Consider the following 19,597-nt stretch of genomic DNA (forward strand, 5'->3'; position numbering starts at 1 on the left):
GTTGACGTTGGCTGTGCTTCCCGACAGTAAGCGGACCGCCGCCCACGGGCAACCGATGACGAGGTCAGCCTAACGGCGTATAACGCAAGGAAGCGATGTGCGCACTCGGCGCGTCGCGTCTGGAATGTCCCCGCCGGATGCCCGGGAGTCCGTCCGGAACCCCCTCGCGGGCGCGCTGCGCGGCCCGCCGGGCGGCGGTTCGACTTTCCGTGCCACGCCTCTTCCTTTGCCTGGAGCTGGGTACTTCTTCACCGTACGATGGCGAGATCGGGGGTTCCGACGTCGTAGACGCGCCCCTCCTCGGGCGGGTGCTCGCGCAGCAGCACGCGCAGGACGTCGCTCTTGTCCGCGGTCCCCTCGGGCGTCCCCCACTCCACCGTGGAGCCGTTGCCGAGTGCGATGGTGATCGCCCCGGGGTCGGTGGCGTCGATGAGCTGGATCTGGGCGATCAGCGAGTCGGGCGCCGCCTCCACGATGTCGGCGGCGGCGCGGACCGCCTCGTTGCCCTCGACCTCCCCCGTGACCCTGACCACGGGGTGGGTGCCGGGACGGGTCTTCGAGTCCTCGATGCGCACGCCGTCGCCGTCCACGAGCCGGTACTCCTCCCCCACGGGGACGGCCAGCACGGGCTGGCGCTCCACCACCTCGACCTCCAGGGTCGCGGGCCAGCCGCGTCGCACCGTGGCCTCCTCCACGAGCGGGAGGGACTCGGCACGGGCGCGGCTCCGGTCGAGGTCGACCCTGACCAGGGGGGTTCCGGTGGCCACGTCCACCGCGGACACCACCTCCTGCGGCGACATCCGGTCCAGCCCGGTGACCGCGACGTCGCGGACCACCAGCAGGCGGGAGCCGAGCAGCACCCAGGTGACCACGCAGACCAGCGCCACCACGAGCAGCGCCACGAAGGCGACCTTCCACGGATCGGATCCTCCCCGTGGTGCGGCCCCGTCCGCCGCCCCGCCCTCGTCCGCGCTCACCCGTGTCCTCTTCTTCTCTCCTGCGCCTACCGGCTTCCGGGCGCTTCGTCGGCCGCCTCGGCGATCGTGTCCACGATCAGCGGCCCCAGCTCGGTCACGTCCCCCGCGCCCATGGTGAGGACGATGTCGCCAGGCCGGACCAGCCCGGCCACCGTCCGCACGACCTCCTCGCGACCCGGCACGTACCGCACCCGGTCGTGGGGGACGCGGGAGGTGATCAGCTCGCCGGTGACCCCGGGCTCGGGGTCCTCCCTGGCCGCGTAGACCTCCATCACCACGACCTCGTCCGCGAGGCCCAGCGCGGTCGCGAACTCCTCGGCGAAGATGCGGGTACGGCTGTACAGGTGCGGCTGGAACAGGGCGACGACCCTGCCCCCGGGCGCCGGTCCCCCCGCCTCGCCCGCGTCCTCGGCGAACGAGTCCAGCGCGGCGCGCGTGGCCCTCAGGTCGGCCTCGATCTCGGTCGGGTGGTGGGCGTAGCTGTCGTAGACGGCGACGCCACCGGCCTCGCCCTTGATCTCGAAGCGGCGCGCGGCCCCCGCGAAGTCCGCGATGCCCTCCACCGCGACCTCCAGGTCGTGGCCGAGCTCGTCCGCCACGGCGACGGCCGCGGCGGCGTTGAGCACGTTGTGCCGACCGGGGACGGCGAGCGTGCCGTCGATGGGCTCGCCCCCGGCGGTGCGGATCGTGAACTCGGTGGTGAAACCGCGGGCGCGCACCCGGGTGACCCGGTAGTCGGCGTCCTCGGCCTCGCCGTAGGTCAGGACCTTCTTGCCGCGCTCGCGGGCCAGCTCCGCGACCTGCCGGGCGCCCGGGTCGTCGATCCCGACGATCAGGGTGCGTCCGACACGGTCGACGAACGCCGCGAAGTTGGCGTGGATCTCCTCGATGCCGCTGTAGTTGTCGAGGTGGTCGGCCTCCACGTTGGTGACCACGGCGACCTTCGGGGAGAGCATGAGGAAGGAGCCGTCGCTCTCGTCGGCCTCCACGGCGATGACCTCGCCCAGGCCGGCGTCGGCGCCCAGGCCGGTGGTGACCAGCTTTCCGCCGATCACGTAGCCGGGGTCGACCCCCAGGTGCTGGAGCACCACGGTGACCATGGAGGTCGTGGTGGTCTTGCCGTGGGTGCCGGAGACAGCGATGCCCTCGCGGCCCAGCAGGAGCGCCCCCAGGGCCGCCGCCCGGGGCAGGACGCGCAGGCCGCGGCGGCGGGCCTCGACGAGTTCGGGGTTGTCCTCGCGGATCGCGGAGGAGACCACGAGGGTCTCGGCGGCGCCGAGGTTGCCCGCGGCGTGGCCGACGTGGACGTCGGCGCCCATCTGCTCCAGCTCGCGCAGGGTGTCGCTGTCGCGGGCGTCGCTGCCGGACACCTCCACCCCGGACTGGAGCAGGACCCGGGCGATGCCGGACATGCCGGCCCCGCCCAGGCCGATGAAGTGGGTGCGGCCGAGCTTGTCGACGGGAACCGGCTCGGTCGGGCGGACCAGGCTCATCGGGCGTCCTTCCCGTCGTCGTAGAACGCGTCCTCGCCGTCGTCGTCGGACAGGGGGATCTCGGGGGTGGGGCGGTCGCCGCGGGCGACGGCCATGACCTCGCGGGCGAGTGCCATGTCGGCGTCGCGGCGGCCCATCCGGGCGGCGGCCTCGGACATGGCCACGACCCGGTCGGTGTCGGTGAGCAGCGGGATGAGCTGGTCGACGATCCACTCCACGGAGATGTCCGCGTTGTTGATCATCAGGCCCCCGCCCGCCTGGACGATCGGCTCGGCGTTGAGTGCCTGCTCGCCGTTGCCGATGGCCAGCGGGACGAAGGCGCCGGGCAGGCCGACGGCGGTCAGCTCGGCGCAGGTCATCGCACCGGAGCGGCACATGGCGACGTCGGCGGCGGCGTAGGCCATGTCCATGCGGTCCACGTAGGGGACGGCCACGTAGGGCACGCCCGCCTGGGTGAGGTCCTGGGGCTCCTCCGCGTTCTTGGGGCCGACGACGTGCAGGACCTGCACGCCCCGGTCGCGGAAGGCGTCACGGGAGGCGAACGCGGTCTCGTTGAGGCGCTGCGCGCCCTGGGAGCCGCCGAAGATCAGCAGGGTGGGGAGGTCGGGGCGCAGGCCGAAGTAGGTGCGCGCCTTGTCGCCCATGGCGAGCCGGTCGAGGGTGGTGATCTGCTGGCGCAGGGGGATGCCGACGAAGCGGCCGTTGCGGATCTGGGTGTGGGGGTGTCCGGTGAACACGTGCGGTGTCATGCGCGCGCCGAGCCGGTTGGCCAGGCCCGGGAGGGGGTTGGCCTCGTGCACGACGATGGGGATCCGGCGCCGGCGCGCCGCCAGGTAGCCGGGGGTGGCCACGTAGCCGCCGAAGCCGACGATGACGTCCGCCTGCAACCGGTCCAGGTGTTCGCCCGCCGCGCTCAGCGCGCCGGCGAGCTTGCCCGGGACGCTGAGGAGCTGCGGGGTGATCTTGCGGGGCAGCGGGACCGCCGGGATCAGGCCCAGCTCGTAGCCGCGCATGGGCACCAGCCGGGTCTCCAGACCCCGCTCGGTTCCCAGGCAGAGGATCTCCGTGCTGGGGTCGATGCGTCGAAGCGCGTCCGCTAGGGAGAGCGCGGGCTCGATATGCCCGGCCGTGCCGCCTCCGGCGAGGGCTACCCTCATCGTTGCCGATTCCTCCTTGGCCGGTCACCCGCCGGGACCGGTCCGTTCCTGTGCTTGGCCGTTGTCCTGCCGCCACGGGGGCCCGGCGTACGCGGACCCCGTCCTGCGGCGACGCGCCTGGAGGCCGTTCCGCCCCGGTTGTTCATCGAGGCCACGAAGTTCTCCAGGCCCAGCCAGCTTAGAGCCCTTTGTACCTGACTCGGACCCCGGGCCTCCAGCGCCCTGGCGGCCTGGGGCTCGGCCTTGGCGAGCGCGAGGAGCACGCCGAGGGCGACCATGGTGGTGATCAGCGACGAACCTCCGTAGGAGACCAGGGGCAGGGGGACGCCGGTGACGGGCAGGAGCCCGATGACCGCGCCCACGTTGATCATGACCTGTCCCATGAGCCAGGTGACGATCGCGAAGGAGGCCAGGCGCGGGAACGGCTCCTTGACCCGGGTGGCCACCCTCAGGCCCGCGTAGCCGAGCACGCCGAACAGGGCGAGCACGAGGAGGGTCCCGATCAGGCCGAACTCCTCCCCGATGATCGCGAAGACAAAGTCGGACTCGGCGAAGGGGAGGAACCCCCACTTCTCCCGGCTGGCCCCGATGCCGACGCCGAAGATCCCCCCGGTGCCCAGCGCGTAGAGGCCGTGCAGTGACTGGTTGCCCGAGCCCAGCGGGTCGGCCCCGGGGTCGAGGAAGGAGGTGACGCGCGCCATCCGGTAGGGCTCGATCGCGATGACGATCACGGCGAGGGCCAGGACGAGGCCGAACATGGTGACGAAGAGCCTGCCCGGCGCCCCCACCACCCACAGCAGGCCCAGGAACGTAATGAGGAACACCAGGGCGGTGGAGAGGTTGGAGCCGAGGAGGACCAGGAGCACCAGGAGCCCGCACCCTGGCAGCAGCGGGATGAGGAGGTGCCGCCACTCGGTGAGCTCGCGCAGCTCGTCCTTGCGGGCGAGGATGTTGGCGCCCCACAGGGCGAAGGAGAGCTTGGCGGGCTCGGAGGGCTGCACGACCAGGCCGCCGACGTCCAGCCAGCGGGTGGCGCCGTTGACCTCCACGCCCTGGAAGACGGTGAGCAGCAGCAGGGCCACCGAGAGGATCATGGTGGGGTAGCCGACCAGGCGGAACAGCGCCTGGGGCATGTGCGAGGCCAGGATCATGAGGGGCAGGCCCACGACGGCCGACACCAGCTGCTTCTGGAAGAGCGAGAAGGAGGAGCCGGTCTCGGTGATGGACTTGACCATCGTGGAGGACAGCACCATGACGAGGCCGAGGGCGATCAGGAGGACCGCCGTGCCCAGGATGAGGTAGTAGGAGGTGAGGGGGCGGTCGAGGGACCTGGCCCACTCACGCCACAGGGCGTGCCCGCGCCCTCCGGCGTCCGTCCTCGCCTTGGCCCGGGCCATTCCTGGAACCGCTGTCGTCGCCATCCACACCCTCCGCACGATTCGCGCCTCAATACTGGCGCACGCCCGGGTCGGGAACCGTGGACATTTCCCGCGTGTTGGCCATCTTTGGCGGCCGGCCGGGTGGCGGTGGGCACAGCGGACGCCGCCCGCGCGGACTTCGTCACGTACGGGCGGCGTCCGGTCACTCAGGGCAGGCGGTTCACGGCCTCGGAGAACAGGCGTCCGCGCTCGGGGTAGTTGGTGAACATGTCCATGGACGCGGCGGCCGGGGCCAGCAGCACCGTGTCGCCCTCGCGGGCCATGGCCGCGGCCTCGGCGACCACGGCGTCCATCACCGTGTGGCCCTCGGGCGCGTCCGGGGCCGGGCCCTCGACCTCGACCACGGGGACGGCGGGGGCGTGCTCGGCCAGGGCCTCGCGCAGCCGGGCCCGGTCCGCGCCGATCAGCACCGCGCCCCGCAGCCGGCCGGCCGCCGCGGCGACCAGGTCGTCGACCGCGGCGCCCTTGAGCAGGCCGCCGGCGACCCACACCACGGACGCGTAGGCCCCGAGCGAGGCCGCCGCGGCGTGCGGGTTGGTCGCCTTGGAGTCGTCCACGTAGTCGACGCCTCCGACGGAGGCCACGTGCGCGATGCGGTGGGGCTCGGGCCGGAACGCGGCCAGGCCGGCCCGCACCGACGCCGGCGCGACGCCGATCGAGCGGGCCAGCGCCGCCGCGGCCAGGGCGTTGGCGACGTTGTGCGGCGCGGCCGGGCGGACGTCGGCGAGGGTGGCCAGCTCCTCGGCGCTGCTGCCGGGGTCGGCGCAGAAGGCGCGGTCGACGAGCAGGTCCTCGACCACTCCCAGTTCGCCGGCCCTCGGAGTGTCCAGCCGGAAGCCGACGAGCGGGGCGTACGGGTCGCCGTCCTCCTCCGCCAGGCGGACCGACCAGGCGTCGGCCGTGTTGGCGACCCGGATCGTCCCGGGCGCGAACACCCTGCCCTTGGCCCGGGCATAGGGGTCGAGGCCGCCGTGCCAGTCCAGGTGGTCGGGGGCCACGTTGAGGACGGTGGCGGCGTGCGGGCGCACGCTGCTGGACCAGTGGAGCTGGAAGCTGGACAGCTCCACGGCCAGCACGTCGTGCACGTGGCCGTCGGCGTCGGGCAGGACCGCGTCGACGATCGGCGTGCCGACGTTGCCGACGGCGAGCGCGTCCCGGCCGTCCGCGCGGAGCATCGCCTCCAGCATCCGCACGGTGGTGGTCTTGCCGTTGGTCCCGGTGATGGCGAGCCACACCTGGTCCGCGGGCTTGAGGCGCCAGGCCAGCTCGACGTCGCCGATCACCTCGGTCCCGGCCTCGGCGGCCCGGACCAGGAGCGGGGAGTCGGGGCGCCAGCCGGGCGAGGTGACGACCAGGTCGCAGCCCTCGGGCAGCGGGGTCCCGCCGAGGACCACCTCGGCCCCGGCGTCGGCGAGTTCGGCGGCGACCGGCCGGACGGTGTCGTCGTCGCGGCCGTCCACGACGACCACGCGGGCCCCGCGGGCCAGGAGCGCCCTGGCGACCGGGGGCCCGGACACTCCCAGACCGGCGACGCAGACCAGCCGTCCCTCCAGGCCGGCCCCGCTCGGTGCGGGGTCGGCGGCGGGACCGGGCTGTGTGTCGGAAGAGTGGTGCGGCATGCCTTCTACCTTGGCATCCATTCGAGATAGAAGAGTCCGATGGCGATCGCCACGAACAGGCCCTGGATGATCCAGAAGCGGATCACGATGGTGGGTTCGGCCCACCCCTTGAGCTCGAAGTGGTGCTGGAGCGGCGCCATGCGGAACACGCGTTTGCCGGTGAGGCGGAACGACGTGATCTGGATCATCACCGACATGGTGATGATGACGAAGAGGCCGCCGATGAGCAGCAGCAGGAGCTGCGTGCGGGTGGTGATGGCCAGGCCCACGATGAGGCCGCCCAGCGCCAGGGAGCCGGTGTCGCCCATGAAGATCTTGGCGGGCGGTGCGTTGAACCACAGGAAGCCGATGCACGCGCCGAGCGCCGCGGCGGCCACCACGGCCAGGTCCAGGGGGTCGCGGACCGTGTAGCAGCTGTCCGAGAGGTAGGACACGCACGACTGGCGCAGCTGCCAGTTGCCGATGATGACGTAGGCCACCAGGGACAGGATGGTCGCGCCGGTCGCGAGGCCGTCCAGGCCGTCCGTCAGGTTCACCGCGTTGGAGAAGCCGACGATGAGGAAGAGCGCCCACAGGATGAACAGGCCCAGCATCAGCGGGGGCCCGAAGTCGCGCAGGAAGGACAGGCTGGGCGCCGCGGGGGTGTAGCCGTACCCGTTGGGGAACTGGGTGACCCCGTAGGCGAAGCCGATGCCGATGACGGCCTGGCCGACCATCTTCGCGCCGCTGCGCAGGCCGAGGCTGCGGCGCTTGTAGATCTTGATGAAGTCGTCGAGGAAGCCGACGCAGCCCATGCCGACGAACAGGAACATCACGAGCAGGCCCGAGGCGGTCGGCCCCGTCGAGGAGGGCTGCACCAGCCACAGCACCAGGTGGGAACCGAAGTAGCCCACCACCGCGCCGAGGATGACGACGATGCCGCCCATGGTGGGCGTGCCCTGCTTGGTCTTGTGGCCCTCGGGTCCGTCGTCGCGGACCTCCTGGCCGAACTTGAACCGGTACAGCAGTTTGATGAGCGGCGGCATCAACGCCATGGAGACGATGAGCGACAGCGCCGCCGCGATGGAGATGCCGATCACTGGACATCACCCTTGGTGATGAGGTCGATAACCCTTTCGAGCGCTGCCACCCGCGATCCCTTCACAATGACGACGTCTCCTGTGCGCATGCGTTCGCGCAGCGCCGCCGCGGCCGCCCCTGCGTCCGCGACCCGGATGCACTCACCCCGCCACTGCCCCTGCCGGGCAGCGCGTTCGGCGCCGACGGCGATGCCCTCGGCCGCCTCTCCGACCACGATCAGGTGGGCCACGCCCGTGCGGGCGGCCAGCTCGCCGATCTGCTCGTGTTCGGCTCCTCCGTCCTCGCCGAGCTCCGCCATGTGGGCGAGCACCGCGATGGAACGGCGGTTGCGGGCGAGCGCTTCGAGTGTGGTCAGCGCGGCCCGCACGGACTCGGGGTTGGCGTTGTAGGCGTCGTTGACGAGCGTGGCACCGTCGTGTTCGGTGACCTCCATCCGCCACCGGCTGACCGGGGTCGCGGCGCCGAGGGCGGCGGCGACGGCGTCGATGTCCATACCGAGTTCGTCGGCGACGGCGGCGGCGGCCAGGGCGTTGTGCACCTGGTGCGCGCCGACGAGCGCCAACCTCACCGGGGCGGTGCGACCGCCCAGGTGGAGTGTGAAGGAGGGGGCGCCGGAGTCCCGGAGGACCACGTCGGTGGCGCGCACGTGCGCGTCCTCGCCCTGTCCGTAGGTGACGACCCTGGCCCGGGTGCGCGACGCCATCGCGCTCACCCGGGGGTCGTCGGCGTTGAGGATCGCGACACCGCCGGAACCGCGGTCCGCCGAGCCGGGCGGCAGTGCCTCGACCAGCTCGCCCTTGGCCTTGGCGATGGTGTCGCGGTCGCCGAACTCGCCCATGTGGGCGCTGCCGACGTTGAGGACCACGCCGATCCTGGGCGGGGCGACCTCGCACAGGTGGGCGATGTGCCCGACGCCGCGCGCGGAGACCTCCAGGACCAGGTTGCGGGTACCGGTGTCGGCGCGCAGCACGGTGAGCGGGTGGCCGATCTCGTTGTTGAAGGAGCCGGCCGGGGCGACGGTCGGGCCCAGCCCGCCGACGACCTGGGCGATGAGGTCCTTCGTGGTGGTCTTGCCGGAGGACCCGGTGACCGCGACGACCTCGGCCGCTTCCGCTCCGCGCCGGACGTCGCCGAGCTCCCGCGCCACGTACCGTGCGAGCCGGGCCAGGGCGGCGACGACCCCGTCGTCGCCCCCCTCCGCCAGCAGGTGCGGGGCCGCGACGGGGCGGGAGGCCAGGACGGCCGTCGCCCCGGCCGCGACCGCGGGTCCGGCGAAATCGTGTCCGTCGACGTGCTCCCCGGTCAGGGCGACGAAGAGCGCGCCTGGCGCTGCCTGCCGCGAGTCGATGACTACGGGACCGTCGACGACGGCGTCGGGGCGCGCTGATCCGCCGATGGCGGTTTGGGTGATCTCAGCGATCCGATCGAGCGTGAGCGCGATCAAATCCACTCCTCATGTCAGGCCCGGCCCACGGCACCACAGGGGCTGTTGGCCACCGGCCGGAGTCAGGTCAGGGGATGGCACCGCGGATGCCGTGCGCGCGGTGCCGCGCCGGCTCACCGGGGCCGCGTCGGCGGGCTACGCCATGGGCGCCACCGTGGGCGGTCGGGCTGCGATTGCCGGACCTACCTTAGAACACATTGCGGTGTCCGGGGTCCCGCCGGGCCCTGTGTGGAGCAATATGGTCCACTTCGTGACCGGCAGTGTCCGTGTGACCAGTGATCCGCGCGCCCCGGGCGGCGGGGACGCACGAGGGGCGCGGACGGTGTCCGCGCCCCTCGTCCCGAACGGAGGCCGCCCGGGAGTGTTGTCGGGTCATCCCTCGTCAGGGACCCTGTGGATGTCCTGGAGGGCGACGCCCAGCCGTTCTCGGGAGCTCACGGCGAGGTGGTCGCCGATGGCCCGGCGCAGCACCTCCCGGTCGTCGAAGGGCAGCACTTCGCCCTTGACGTACTGGCCGGTCTCGTGGCCCTTCCCCGCGACGACGATCACGTCGCCCGGGCGGACGCGGTCCACCGCGATGCGGATGGCCTCGGCCCGGTCGAGTTCGACCGTGACGTGGGCGCGCTGGTCCTCGGGGACCTTGGCCACGCCTTCGAGCATCGCCGCGGCGATGGAGACGGGGTCCTCGGTGCGGGGGTTGTCGTTGGTGATGACCAGCTGGTCCGCCAGGCGGGCGGCGGCCTCGCCCATCAGGGGGCGCTTGGCGCGGTCGCGGTCGCCCCCGCAGCCGAGCACCATGGTCACGTAGCCGTCGGTGGTGGAGCGGAGCGCGGTGAGGACCGCCTCGATGGCACCGGGTTTGTGGGAGTAGTCCACGAGCGCGGTGAAGTCCTGGAAGGCGCGGGGCACGTCGTCGACGACCACGGGCTCCATGCGTCCGGGCACCCCCGGGGCGGCGGCGACGCCGGCGATCGCGGTCTCCAGCGGCAGGCCCGCCTCGACCAGGCCGACGATGGCGGCCATCGCGTTGGAGACGTTGAACGGCCCGGGCAGGCCGACGGAGGCCTCCGCCTCCATGCCGCCCGGACCGACGATCCGGAACCTGCTGCCCGTGGCCCCCAGGTCGACGTCCACGGCCCGCCAGTCGGCCTCCATGGCCGTGGCCGGGTCGGCGTCGGTGCAGCCGTCCACGGCGAAGGTGGTGACGGGGATCGTCCCGTCGGCCTGCACCATGTCCACCAGGGCGCGGCCGAACCGGTCGTCGGCGTTGACGACCGCGATGTCGCAGTACTCGGGGGTGAACAGCCGCGCCTTCGTGTCGAAGTAGTCGCGCAGGTCCGAGTGGAAGTCCAGGTGGTCCTGGGACAGGTTCGTGAAGATCGCCACGTCGTAGCGGGTTCCGCCGACCCGGCCCAGGGCGAGGGCGTGGCTGGAGACCTCCATGGCTGCGGCGGTGACGCCCTCCTCGCGCATGAGCGCGAACAGGCCGTGCAGGTCGGTGGCCTCGGGGGTGGTGAGGGAGGAGGCCACCCGCTCGTCCCGGACGCGCATCTCCACCGTGCCGACGAGGCCGGTGGTCATGCCGGCCCGGCGGAGCCCGGACTCGACCAGGTACGTGACCGTGGTCTTGCCGCTGGTGCCCGTGGTGCCGATCAGCAGCAGGTCCTGCGCGGGCTCCTTGAAGACCCAGGAGGCCGCCGTTCCGAGCGCGGCCCGCGCGTCGGGGACGACGATCACGGGCAGGCCGGTCGCGGCGGCGCGCTCGGCCCCGGCGGGGTCGGTGAGGACGGCGGCGGCTCCCGCCTCGGCCACCTGCCCGGCGAAGTCGGCGCCGTGGGCGCGCGTTCCCGGCAGCGCCGCGTACAGGTCTCCGGGGCCCGCCTTCCGTGAGTCGTGGGTGATGCCGCGTACGTGCACCTCCCTGCCGGGCACCTCGGCCGTGTGGTCCGCGCCGAGGTCCGGGCGCAGGAGTGTGGCGTCCGGCCCGAGCAGCGCTGCGAGGGCGGACAGGGGACGAAGTGGCGTGTGTTCAGGTCGCATTACCGGTGGCACGTGTGGAGGTTAACCGCTGCGGACGACCGGTCGGTAATTTCCACGCTGCGTGCGGCGGGGATTCTCCGGCGGGGCCCCGAGGCTCCCCGGCCTTCCCGCCCCCGGTCGGCGCCGGGACCGGGCGGGGCACGCCTCGGGGCCGCGGACCGTGCCCGGAGGACGGGAACCGGGACCGCGGCTCCCGGGGACCGGCGGCCGCGCCCCGCCGCGCCTACCCTGGAAGTCTCACGGGGGAGGGTGGAGTGGTCCGAACGGTGCCGGGCGCGTCCGGCGTCCGTCCGCTGGTGCTCGACGGCGGGCTGGCGACCCGCCTGGAGTCCTACGGCGCCGACCTGCGCGGCGGCCTGTGGTCGGCGCGGCTGCTGGCCGACGGGCCCGAACTGGTCCGCCGCGCGCACCGGGACTACTTCGAGGCGGGCGCCGACGTGGCGATCTCCGCCGGGTACCAGGCGAGCATCCCGGCCCTGGAGGCGCGGGGGCACTCGCGGCGCGAGGCCGCCGGGCTCCTCGCCAGGTCCGTGGAGCTGGCGCGGGCCGAGCGCGACGCGTTCGGCTCGGGCCTGGTCGCCGCCGGGGTGGGGCCCTACGGCGCGGCCCTGGCGGACGGGTCCGAGTACACCGGCGACTACGACCTGGACGAGGACGGCCTGTACGCCTGGCACCGCGAGCGGTGGCGCGTGCTCGCCGGCGCCGGGGCGGACCTCATGGCCTGCGAGACGATCCCCTCCCTGCCGGAGGCCCGTGCCCTGGGCCGGCTCCTCGCCGAGGTTCCCGGGCCGCGCGCGTGGATCAGCTTCTCCTGCCGCGACGGAGAGCACCTCAACGACGGCACCCCCCTGAGCCGGGCGGTCGCCGAACTCGCGCCGCTGCACGCGGCCGGGAGGCTCGTCGCCGCGGGCGTCAACTGCACCGCTCCCCGCCACGTCCCCTCCCTGGTCCGCACGGTGGCCGCGGCGGGCCTGCCCGCGGTCGCCTACCCCAACTCGGGGGAGAGCTGGGACGCGTCCCTCGGCCGGTGGACGGGCGTCGGCGATCCGGAGGGGTTCGGCAGGGCCGCGGTGTCCTGGTACGAGGCCGGAGCGGTGCTCGTGGGCGGGTGCTGCCGCACCGGCCCCGAGCACGTCCGCTCCGTGCGCGCCCGCCTGGACGCGCACCTGGGCCGCGGGGCCGGCCGGCGCCCCTGACCCCGCGGGTTCCGGGGCCCGGGGCCGGGGCGCGTCGCGCGGACGCCCCCGGCGGGCCGGCGCGCTAGCCCGCGTCCTCCTCGAACAGCCGGATGGCGGGCGGGTCGGTGTCCGTCGGCGGGACCTTCAGGGACTTCAGCGCGAAGGACATGATGTCGTTGAACACCGGGCCGGCCGCCTCGCCGCCGTAGTAGGTGCCCTGCGGGTTGTGCAGGACCACCTGGACCACGATCTCCGGGTCGTCGGCGGGCGCGAAGCCGGAGAAGGACGCCGTGTACCCGCCGTCCTCGTAGGTGCCCGTCTCCGGGTTGATGCGGTTGGCGGTGCCCGTCTTGCCCGCGACCCGGTACCCGTCGATGCGGGCCTGCGGCGCCGTGCCCTCGTCCCCGGTGACCGCCTCCAGCATGAGCGCGAGCTGTTCGGCGGTCTCCTCGCTGAGCACGCGGCGCTGCTCGGGCTCCTCCGCGGGGGTGAACTCCCCGTTCGTGTCGACCGTGCCCGCGACCACCGTCGGCGCCACCCGCACGCCCCCGTTGGCGACGGTGGCGTACACCGAGGCCATCTGGGCGGCGTTGACCGTCAGGCCGTGCCCGATGGAGACCGACGGGAGCTGCGTGCCCCACCAGTCCTCGGGCGCCGTCAGCACGCCGGCCTCCTCCCCCGGCAGGTTCAGCCCGGTCGGCTGGCCGAGCCCGAAGTCCTCGATGTAGGAGTGCAGGACCCCGGCCCCCACCTGGTCGGCGATCTTGATCGTGCCGACGTTGCTGGACTGGGCCATGATGCCGTTGACCGTGAGGCGCTGCGTGCCGTTGTTGCTGGAGTTGCGGAAGGTCTGGTCGTAGTACTGGAGGGAGTAGGGCACGGTGTACACCGTCTCCGGCTCGGTGAGCCCCTCCTCCAGCGCCGCGCCGACCGTGATGACCTTGTTGGTGCTGCCCGGCTCGAAGGTCTCCGCGACCGCCCCGTTGGACCACTGCTCGGGTCCGGTGGAGTCGATGTCGGCCTGGGAGTACGTCGGGAAGTCGGCCATCGCGAGGATCTCCCCGGTGCCGACGCGCTCCACGACGACGCTGCCGGCGACGGCGTCCAGCTCCTCCACCCTGTTCGCGAGGGTCTGCGCGGCGTACCACTGGATGTCCTGGTCCAGGGTCAGCCGGACGTCCTGTCCGGGCACGGGCTCGCTGACCAGGCCCCCGGCCATGGGGATCTGGGTGCCGTCGATGCCGACCTCGACCTGCCGCCGGCCCGACTCCCCCGCCAGGGTGCTGTCGAGGTAGCCCTCCAGGCCCTCCAGGCCGTGTCCCTCCGAGCCGACGAACCCGACCAGGTCGGCGGCCCCCGTCTCCTCGGGGTAGACGCGGTCGTAGGCCACCTCCGCGCCCACGCCGGACAGGCCCAGGTCGCGCAGCCCCTCCCAGTCGCGCGGCAGGACCTTCGTGGCCACCACCTGGTAGCGGGAGGGCCGGGCGTCGACCTTCTCGGTGACCTCGGCCTCGTCCAGGCCGAACCGGGTGACGAGCTCGTCGACGAGCTGGTCCCGCTCGTCCTCCTCGACCTCCTCGGGGTCGACGAAGACGTTGCGCACCTCCACCGACAGGGCGAACGGGTTGCCCTCGGCGTCGGTGATCTCGCCGCGCAGGGTGGGGATGTCGATGGTCTGGAGACGGGTCTGCGAGGCCGCCTCGGCGTACTGCTCCGCCTCCAGGCCCTGGATCTGCACCAGGCGACCGGCGAAGAGGAGCATGATGACGACGATCAGCACGCCGCCGAACTTGATCCGGCTGCGCGGCTCCCCCCGCCGGAAGGTGCGGCGCAGCAGGGGCGGGGGCGGGGGCGGCCCCGACCTGCGGCGCGCGGAGCCCCGCTCCCCGCCTCGCCCACCGCGCGCGGAACGCCCCTCGGACCGTGCCGAGGAGCGTGCGCGGGTGCCGCCGTCGGGGCGGCGCGGTTCACGCTGGGGGCGCTTGCTGGGCCCGGCCCCGGAACGGCCCGCCGCTCCGGGCCTGCGGGGGTCCCGGGGACGCCGGTCCCTCGGCGCGCTCACTCACCGCTCCCGGCGCTCCCGGTGATCTCACCGTTCTCGGGGTCGAGGAAGAGCGGGGCCTCACCCTGCTCCATGCCCATGGCCTCGGCCTCCTCCGCGATCCGCTCCGAGGCCTCCAGGCCCGCGACCGTGTTGCGGCGCTGCTGCTCCTCGTAGGCCAGTTCCCGGTTCTCCGCCTGGAGGCTGGCGATGGTGAAGGCCTCCTGGGCGACGACGCTGCGCAGCACCAGCAGGGCGACCAGCGCTCCGCCCAGCAGGCACAGGACGAGGAGGACGAAGGGGATGCGCGGCGCCGGGCGGGCGCGCGGCGCCCCGGCCTTGCGCCCGGGGGCGCGCCCGGGCGAGGCGGGGGCGGCTCCCCCTCCCTTCCCGCTCCCGCCCTTGCGGGCCGGTGCCCGGCGCGTGTCCGTCCTCGTGCTCATCTGGTCTCCCTACTGCCGCGGCGGCCGAACCCGTTCGGCCGCCCGGAGGCGGGCCGACTGGGCGCGCGGGTTGCGTTCGTTCTCTTCGTCCGTGGGGAGCTCGGCCCCCCGGGTGAGGAGCCGTAGCTCGGGCTGCCTGTCCGGGAGGGGGACCGGCAGGTCCGCGGGCGTGGTGTCGGTGGCCAGCGCGGCGAGGGCCCTCTTGGTCATCCGGTCCTCCAGCGAGTGGTAGGACAGCACGGCGATGCGCCCGCCCACGCCCAGGCGGGAGACCGCCGCGGGCAGGGCGCGCTCCAGGATGGAGAGTTCGGCGTTGACCTCGATGCGCAGGCCCTGGAAGGCGCGCTTGGCGGGGTGCCCGCCGGTGCGGCGGGTGGCCGCGGGGATGGCCTCGCGGACCAGTTCGGCGAGTTCGCGCGTGGAGTCGATCGGGCCCTGTGCGCGCCGCCGCTCGATGGCCCTGGCGACGCGGGACGCGAAGCGCTCCTCGCCGTAGGTGCGCAGGACCCGCGTGAGTTCGCCGACCGGGTAGGTGTTGACGACCTCGGCCGCGGTCAGGGACTGGGTGCGGTCCATGCGCATGTCCAGCGGCGCGTCGTGGGCGTAGGCGAAACCGCGGTCGGTCTCGTCCAGCTGCGGCGAGGACACCCCCAGGTCGAGCAGGACGGCGTCGGCGCCGGGGACGCCCGCCTCGTCCAGCGCGCGCGGGATGTCGGAGTAGAGCGCGTGCACGAAGTGGGTGCGGTCGGCGTAGGGGGCGAGGCGCTCGGCGCTGCGCTCCAGGGCCGTGGTGTCGCGGTCGACCCCGACCAGGCGCATGGTGGGGCAGGCCTTGAGCAGTGCCTCGGAGTGGCCGCCCAGCCCCAGGGTGCCGTCCACGAGCACGGCCCCGGGCTCGGTGAGCGCGGGGGCCAGGAGTTCGATGATCCGGTCGAGCATGACCGGTACGTGCAGCGGGTCCGTCCCGGCGCGGGCCGCGGCGATGCGGTCCCCGATGCCGCTTCCCCGCCCGGCTCCGTCCCCGGTGTCCTGGTGTTCGCGGGCCGGGCCGTCCCCTTCGGGCTGCTCGTGCTGCCGGGTGTCCCCCATGCGGTGCTGTTCCTCCACGCTTTCGCCGTCTCCCCCTGGTCGCCGCGGTAGCGCCACGATGGTGCGCTCCGCGGTGTCCTTCGCGTGGCCCGGCCGGGTTTCGGCAAGGCCTTCCGGACACGGCCGCTATTGTCCACCGTTCGGCGGACCCGTGTTCACGACCTGGCACCGGGGAAGTCGCGCCAGCTCGTGTGCGCCGTGTCCGGAGGCCGTTGCCGACCCCCGGTCTGCAAGGGTGTGGACTGTCGTGCCGCTCGTTCCGGCGGTGGCTCCGCCGGGTTCACAGCACCCCGGGCAGCACCTCCTCGGAGAGCTGCGCGAAGGCCTGCTCCTGCTCGGCCTCGTACTCGGACCACGCGTCGGCGTCCCAGATCTCCAGACGGGTGTTGGCGCCGATGACGACGCACTCGCGCTCGAGACCCGCGTACTCGCGCAGCTTCGACGGGATGGTCACCCTGCCCTGCTTGTCGCAGGTCTCGTCGGAGGCGCTGGCGAAGAGGACCCGGCTGTAGTCGCGAACGGACTTGGCCGTGACCGGGGTGCTGGCGAGCGCGTCGGTGATGCGCCGGAACTCCTCCGTCGGGAAGACGTAGAGGCAGCGCTCCTGGCCCTTGGTGACCACCAGACCCCCCGACAGCTCGTCGCGGTACTTCGCGGGAAGGAACAGCCGTCCCTTCTGGTCGAGGCGAGGCGTGTGGGTGCCGAGGAACACACTCCCACCCCCTCACTCCCCGAAGTGGAGAATTCACCCTCTCCACGATGCTCCACCTTACTCCACTCTTCCCCACCGTCAACAGCTCCAATCGGGATTCACACCCCGAAGAATCCACAAATGCGCAGGTCAGGAGGGTGGGGCGGGCGGAGCCCGCGCGGATGCCGCCGGGTGTCGTCCGGCACTCTCCCCCCACATACCCGCCGACCTGCGAAAACGACCCCTCCACGCGCACGGGCGCACGGAGGGGGCAGGGTGTGCCGCGTGGGCGCCGCCAATGCCCGGAAGAGCGATTCGGGCCCTTTGACCTCTTTGGTTGCCCGTGGAATCAATCGGCCGCCGATTCCGGCACTTTGGTTTGCAATCGCTCCGATTGGGCCTAGCCTCGGTTCCGAACACCGACACACGAAGCCATACGGAGCGGGAGGGGTCTCGTGTCACTCGGCACACACCACGGCGGTCGCGGGGGCGGTGTCCAGGAGGACGTCGGCGAGATCGTCGCCGTGGCGGACCGCGTCCGCGGCGCCATCGAGACGGTCATCGAGGGCAAGCCGGAGGTGCTGCGCATCGCCCTGACGGTCCTGCTCGCCGAGGGGCACCTGCTCATCGAGGACGTCCCGGGCGTCGGCAAGACCATGCTGGCCAAGGCCCTGGGACGGGCCGTGGACTGCTCCGTGCAGCGCGTCCAGTTCACCCCGGACCTGCTCCCCAGCGACATCACCGGCGTCAGCGTCTACCACCAGGACCGGCGCGAGTTCGAGTTCAACCCCGGTCCGGTCTTCGCCAACATCGTGCTGGGCGACGAGATCAACCGCGCCTCCCCCAAGACCCAGGCGGCCCTCCTGGAGTGCATGGCCGAGCGCCAGGTGAGCGTGGACGGGCAGACCCGCGCGCTGGAGCGCCCGTTCATGGTGGTGGCCACGCAGAACCCCTCCGACATGGAGGGCACCTACGCGCTCCCCGAGGCGCAGCGGGACCGGTTCATGGCCCGCGTGTCCGTCGGCTACCCGGCCCCGCAGGCCGAACTCGACATGATCGACTCGCACAGCTCCCGCTCCCCCCTGGACACCCTCGTCCCGGTGACCGACGCCGCACAGATCCGCGACCTCACCGACCGCGTGCGCGCGGTCCACGTCGCCCCCGGTATGCGCCGCTACGTCGTCGACCTGGTCAACTCCACCCGGACCAGTCCCGACCTGCGCCTGGGGGCCTCACCGCGCGCGACCCTGCACCTGGTGCGGGCGGCACGCGCGTACGCCGCCCTGGACGGGCGGCACTACGTCGTCCCCGACGACGTGCAGGCGCTCGCCGTCCCGGTGCTCGCGCACCGCCTGCTGCCCGCGCCCGAGGCGCAGATGGAGCGCCTCTCCCCCGAGCAGATCGTCGCCAAGCTGGTCGCGCGCCTGCCCGTGCCCGGACCGCAGTAGCCGCGCCCCCGCGGGGGCGCGGCGTCCCGCTCCTCCCGCCTCCCCGCCTGTCCCGCCCGCCGGGTGCGGGCCGCCTCCGAGAGAGGGTCCATGCGTCCGCCCGACGTCCGACACCAGGCACCTCCCGCGCACACCCCCGCACCGGGCGTCAGCCGCGGGACTCCCTCCGCGCCGCCGCCCGACACCCTCCACCCGCAGGAGCGCCCCCGCCGGACCCTCACCCCGCGCGGGGTGTTCATGCTCGTGTTCGGCGCGATCGCCCTCGTGGCCGGCCTCCTCGTCGGACAGCGTGAGCTGGTCGCCGTGGGCGTGCTCCTGGCCGCGGTGCCGCCGCTCTCCGCCCTCACGGTCCTGGGAGCCGCCTCCCGGGTCGTGCACAGCCGGACCGTGGCGCCCGTCCGCGTGCCGGCCGGCCACGACGCCCGGATCCTGGTCAGGATCGGCAACTCCTCCCCCGTCTGGCCGGTCGCCTCGCTGTCGGTCGAGGACACCCTGCCGGTCCCGCTGGGCGCCGAGCCCCGGTACACCGTGGGCCACCTCGGCCCCCGCTCCGTCCGCGACGTCTCCTACCTGGTCAGGCCGGCGACACGCGGCAACTACCCGGTGGGCCCGCTCCGCGTGGCGGTGACCGACCCGCTGGGGTGCGTGCGCGTCGGACGCCGTGTCGGGGCGCCGGCCCACCTGCTCGTGACCCCCGTGACCGTGCCCCTGGCGTCGCCGGGGTCCGCCGACGGCTCGCAGGGCGAGGAGAGCCCCCGCCGCTCGGTGACCGGGGCCGGGGAGCAGGACCCGGTGCCGCGCGAGTACCAGTACGGGGACGAACTGCGCAGGGTCCACTGGCGCTCCACCGCCAAGCACGGTGAGCTGATGGTGCGCCGGGACGAGCAGCACTGGCGTGAGAACAGCACGATCCTGCTGGACACCCGGTGGTCCGCCCACCGGGGGCACGGCCCCGCCGGGTCCCTGGAGACGGCGGTCAGCGTCGCCGCCTCCGTGGCGCTGGGCCTGCTCGACGGCGGCCACGACCTGCGCTTCCACACCGAGCGCGGGCGGGTGCCGACCATGAGCGCCGCGGGCGTCCTGGACGGCCTGGCCGTCGTGGAACCCTCCGACACCCCGGGACTGCTCGGCGGCATCGGCCTGCTCGGCACATCCCGCGGCACGTCCAGCCTGGTCGTGGCGGTCCTGGGGGCGCTGTCCCCCGACGAGGCCGCCGCCCTCGCCCGGAGCGGAGGACGGGGGGCGCGCGTGGCCGTGCTGTGCGCCCACGCCGCGTGGGAGGGGCCGGACGACGCGGCCGGCGTCCGCGACATCCTCGCGTCCGCCGGATGGCGCGCCCTCGTCCTCTCCTCCCTCGCGGACCTGCCCCGGCTGTGGTCCCTCGCGGCAGTCCGCACCGGAACGCACGGCCCCGTCCGGGCCGCCGCGCCCCGCACCCCCGGAAAGGGTCCGCGTTGA

Annotated in this window: 15 protein-coding genes; 3 read left to right on the plus strand and 12 right to left on the minus strand. The window is 73.5% G+C overall.

Translation table 11 applies throughout. The features are described 5' to 3' along the window. Nucleotides 1-248: 248 nt before the first annotated feature. From OUQ99_RS22690 to OUQ99_RS22725, 8 genes are all read right to left on the minus strand, one after another. Entirely contained in the window at nucleotides 249-977 is a 729-nt protein-coding gene (locus tag OUQ99_RS22690) for a cell division protein FtsQ/DivIB (RefSeq protein WP_267945817.1), read from the minus strand. A gap of 26 nt (nucleotides 978-1,003) precedes the next feature. Then, a complete protein-coding gene (murC, locus tag OUQ99_RS22695) occupies nucleotides 1,004-2,470 on the minus strand; it encodes a UDP-N-acetylmuramate--L-alanine ligase (RefSeq protein WP_267945818.1) in 1,467 nt (488 codons plus the stop codon). Further along, entirely contained in the window at nucleotides 2,467-3,627 is a 1,161-nt protein-coding gene (murG, locus tag OUQ99_RS22700; RefSeq protein WP_267945819.1) for an undecaprenyldiphospho-muramoylpentapeptide beta-N-acetylglucosaminyltransferase, read from the minus strand. The genes murC and murG overlap by 4 nt, the downstream gene beginning before the upstream one ends. Next, nucleotides 3,624-5,048: a putative lipid II flippase FtsW gene (gene ftsW / locus OUQ99_RS22705; protein ID WP_378551837.1), complete on the minus strand. Its 1,425-nt coding sequence runs from the start codon at nucleotides 5,046-5,048 to the stop codon at nucleotides 3,624-3,626. Before ftsW ends, murG begins: the two co-directional genes overlap by 4 nt. Before the next feature lie 164 nt (nucleotides 5,049-5,212). Further along, nucleotides 5,213-6,685 (minus strand): UDP-N-acetylmuramoyl-L-alanine--D-glutamate ligase, encoded by a 1,473-nt coding sequence (gene murD / locus OUQ99_RS22710; RefSeq protein ID WP_267945820.1) that lies wholly within the window; start codon nucleotides 6,683-6,685, stop codon nucleotides 5,213-5,215. 5 nt (nucleotides 6,686-6,690) lie between these two features. Further along, on the minus strand, nucleotides 6,691-7,764 hold the full coding sequence (gene mraY, locus OUQ99_RS22715; RefSeq protein WP_267945821.1) for a phospho-N-acetylmuramoyl-pentapeptide-transferase: 1,074 nt from the start codon (nucleotides 7,762-7,764) through the stop codon (nucleotides 6,691-6,693). After that, nucleotides 7,761-9,209, minus strand: a complete 1,449-nt coding sequence (locus OUQ99_RS22720) for a UDP-N-acetylmuramoyl-tripeptide--D-alanyl-D-alanine ligase (RefSeq protein WP_267945822.1) — start codon at nucleotides 9,207-9,209, stop codon at nucleotides 7,761-7,763. Before OUQ99_RS22720 ends, mraY begins: the two co-directional genes overlap by 4 nt. Before the next feature lie 372 nt (nucleotides 9,210-9,581). After that, a complete protein-coding gene (locus OUQ99_RS22725; RefSeq protein ID WP_267945823.1) occupies nucleotides 9,582-11,249 on the minus strand; it encodes a UDP-N-acetylmuramoyl-L-alanyl-D-glutamate--2,6-diaminopimelate ligase in 1,668 nt (555 codons plus the stop codon). 254 nt (nucleotides 11,250-11,503) lie between these two features. On the opposite strand from OUQ99_RS22725, the gene mmuM reads away from it, so the two are divergent. Continuing rightward, nucleotides 11,504-12,445: a homocysteine S-methyltransferase gene (gene mmuM, locus OUQ99_RS22730; protein ID WP_267945824.1), complete on the plus strand. Its 942-nt coding sequence runs from the start codon at nucleotides 11,504-11,506 to the stop codon at nucleotides 12,443-12,445. Nucleotides 12,446-12,509: 64 nt separating this feature from the next. Here mmuM and OUQ99_RS22735 read toward each other — a convergent pair whose 3' ends face one another. The 4 genes from OUQ99_RS22735 to mraZ all read right to left on the minus strand — a co-directional run bounded on the left by OUQ99_RS22735 (nucleotide 12,510) and on the right by mraZ (nucleotide 16,712). Continuing rightward, nucleotides 12,510-14,489 carry a peptidoglycan D,D-transpeptidase FtsI family protein gene (locus tag OUQ99_RS22735; RefSeq protein ID WP_267945825.1) on the minus strand — a complete coding sequence of 660 codons (1,980 nt, stop codon included), beginning with the start codon at nucleotides 14,487-14,489 and terminating at the stop codon, nucleotides 12,510-12,512. Further along, the gene (locus OUQ99_RS22740) at nucleotides 14,486-14,911 is read right to left on the minus strand and encodes a hypothetical protein (RefSeq protein ID WP_267945826.1); all 426 of its coding nucleotides are present in this window, start codon (nucleotides 14,909-14,911) and stop codon (nucleotides 14,486-14,488) included. Before OUQ99_RS22740 ends, OUQ99_RS22735 begins: the two co-directional genes overlap by 4 nt. A 9-nt stretch (nucleotides 14,912-14,920) precedes the next feature. After that, on the minus strand, nucleotides 14,921-16,000 hold the full coding sequence (gene rsmH, locus OUQ99_RS22745; RefSeq protein WP_267950455.1) for a 16S rRNA (cytosine(1402)-N(4))-methyltransferase RsmH: 1,080 nt from the start codon (nucleotides 15,998-16,000) through the stop codon (nucleotides 14,921-14,923). A 280-nt stretch (nucleotides 16,001-16,280) separates the two neighbouring features. Next, complete coding sequence (gene mraZ, locus OUQ99_RS22750; protein WP_267945827.1) at nucleotides 16,281-16,712, minus strand: division/cell wall cluster transcriptional repressor MraZ; 432 nt, start codon at nucleotides 16,710-16,712, stop codon at nucleotides 16,281-16,283. Between the two features lie 434 nt (nucleotides 16,713-17,146). On the opposite strand from mraZ, the gene OUQ99_RS22755 reads away from it, so the two are divergent. Beyond that, the gene (locus tag OUQ99_RS22755) at nucleotides 17,147-18,139 is read left to right on the plus strand and encodes an AAA family ATPase (RefSeq protein ID WP_267945828.1); all 993 of its coding nucleotides are present in this window, start codon (nucleotides 17,147-17,149) and stop codon (nucleotides 18,137-18,139) included. Nucleotides 18,140-18,376: 237 nt separating this feature from the next. Then, on the plus strand, nucleotides 18,377-19,597 hold the full coding sequence (locus OUQ99_RS22760) for a DUF58 domain-containing protein (protein ID WP_267950456.1): 1,221 nt from the start codon (nucleotides 18,377-18,379) through the stop codon (nucleotides 19,595-19,597).

It is taken from the genome of Streptomonospora nanhaiensis (assembly GCF_026642255.1).
GTDB lineage: Bacteria > Actinomycetota > Actinomycetes > Streptosporangiales > Streptosporangiaceae > Nocardiopsis > Nocardiopsis tropica.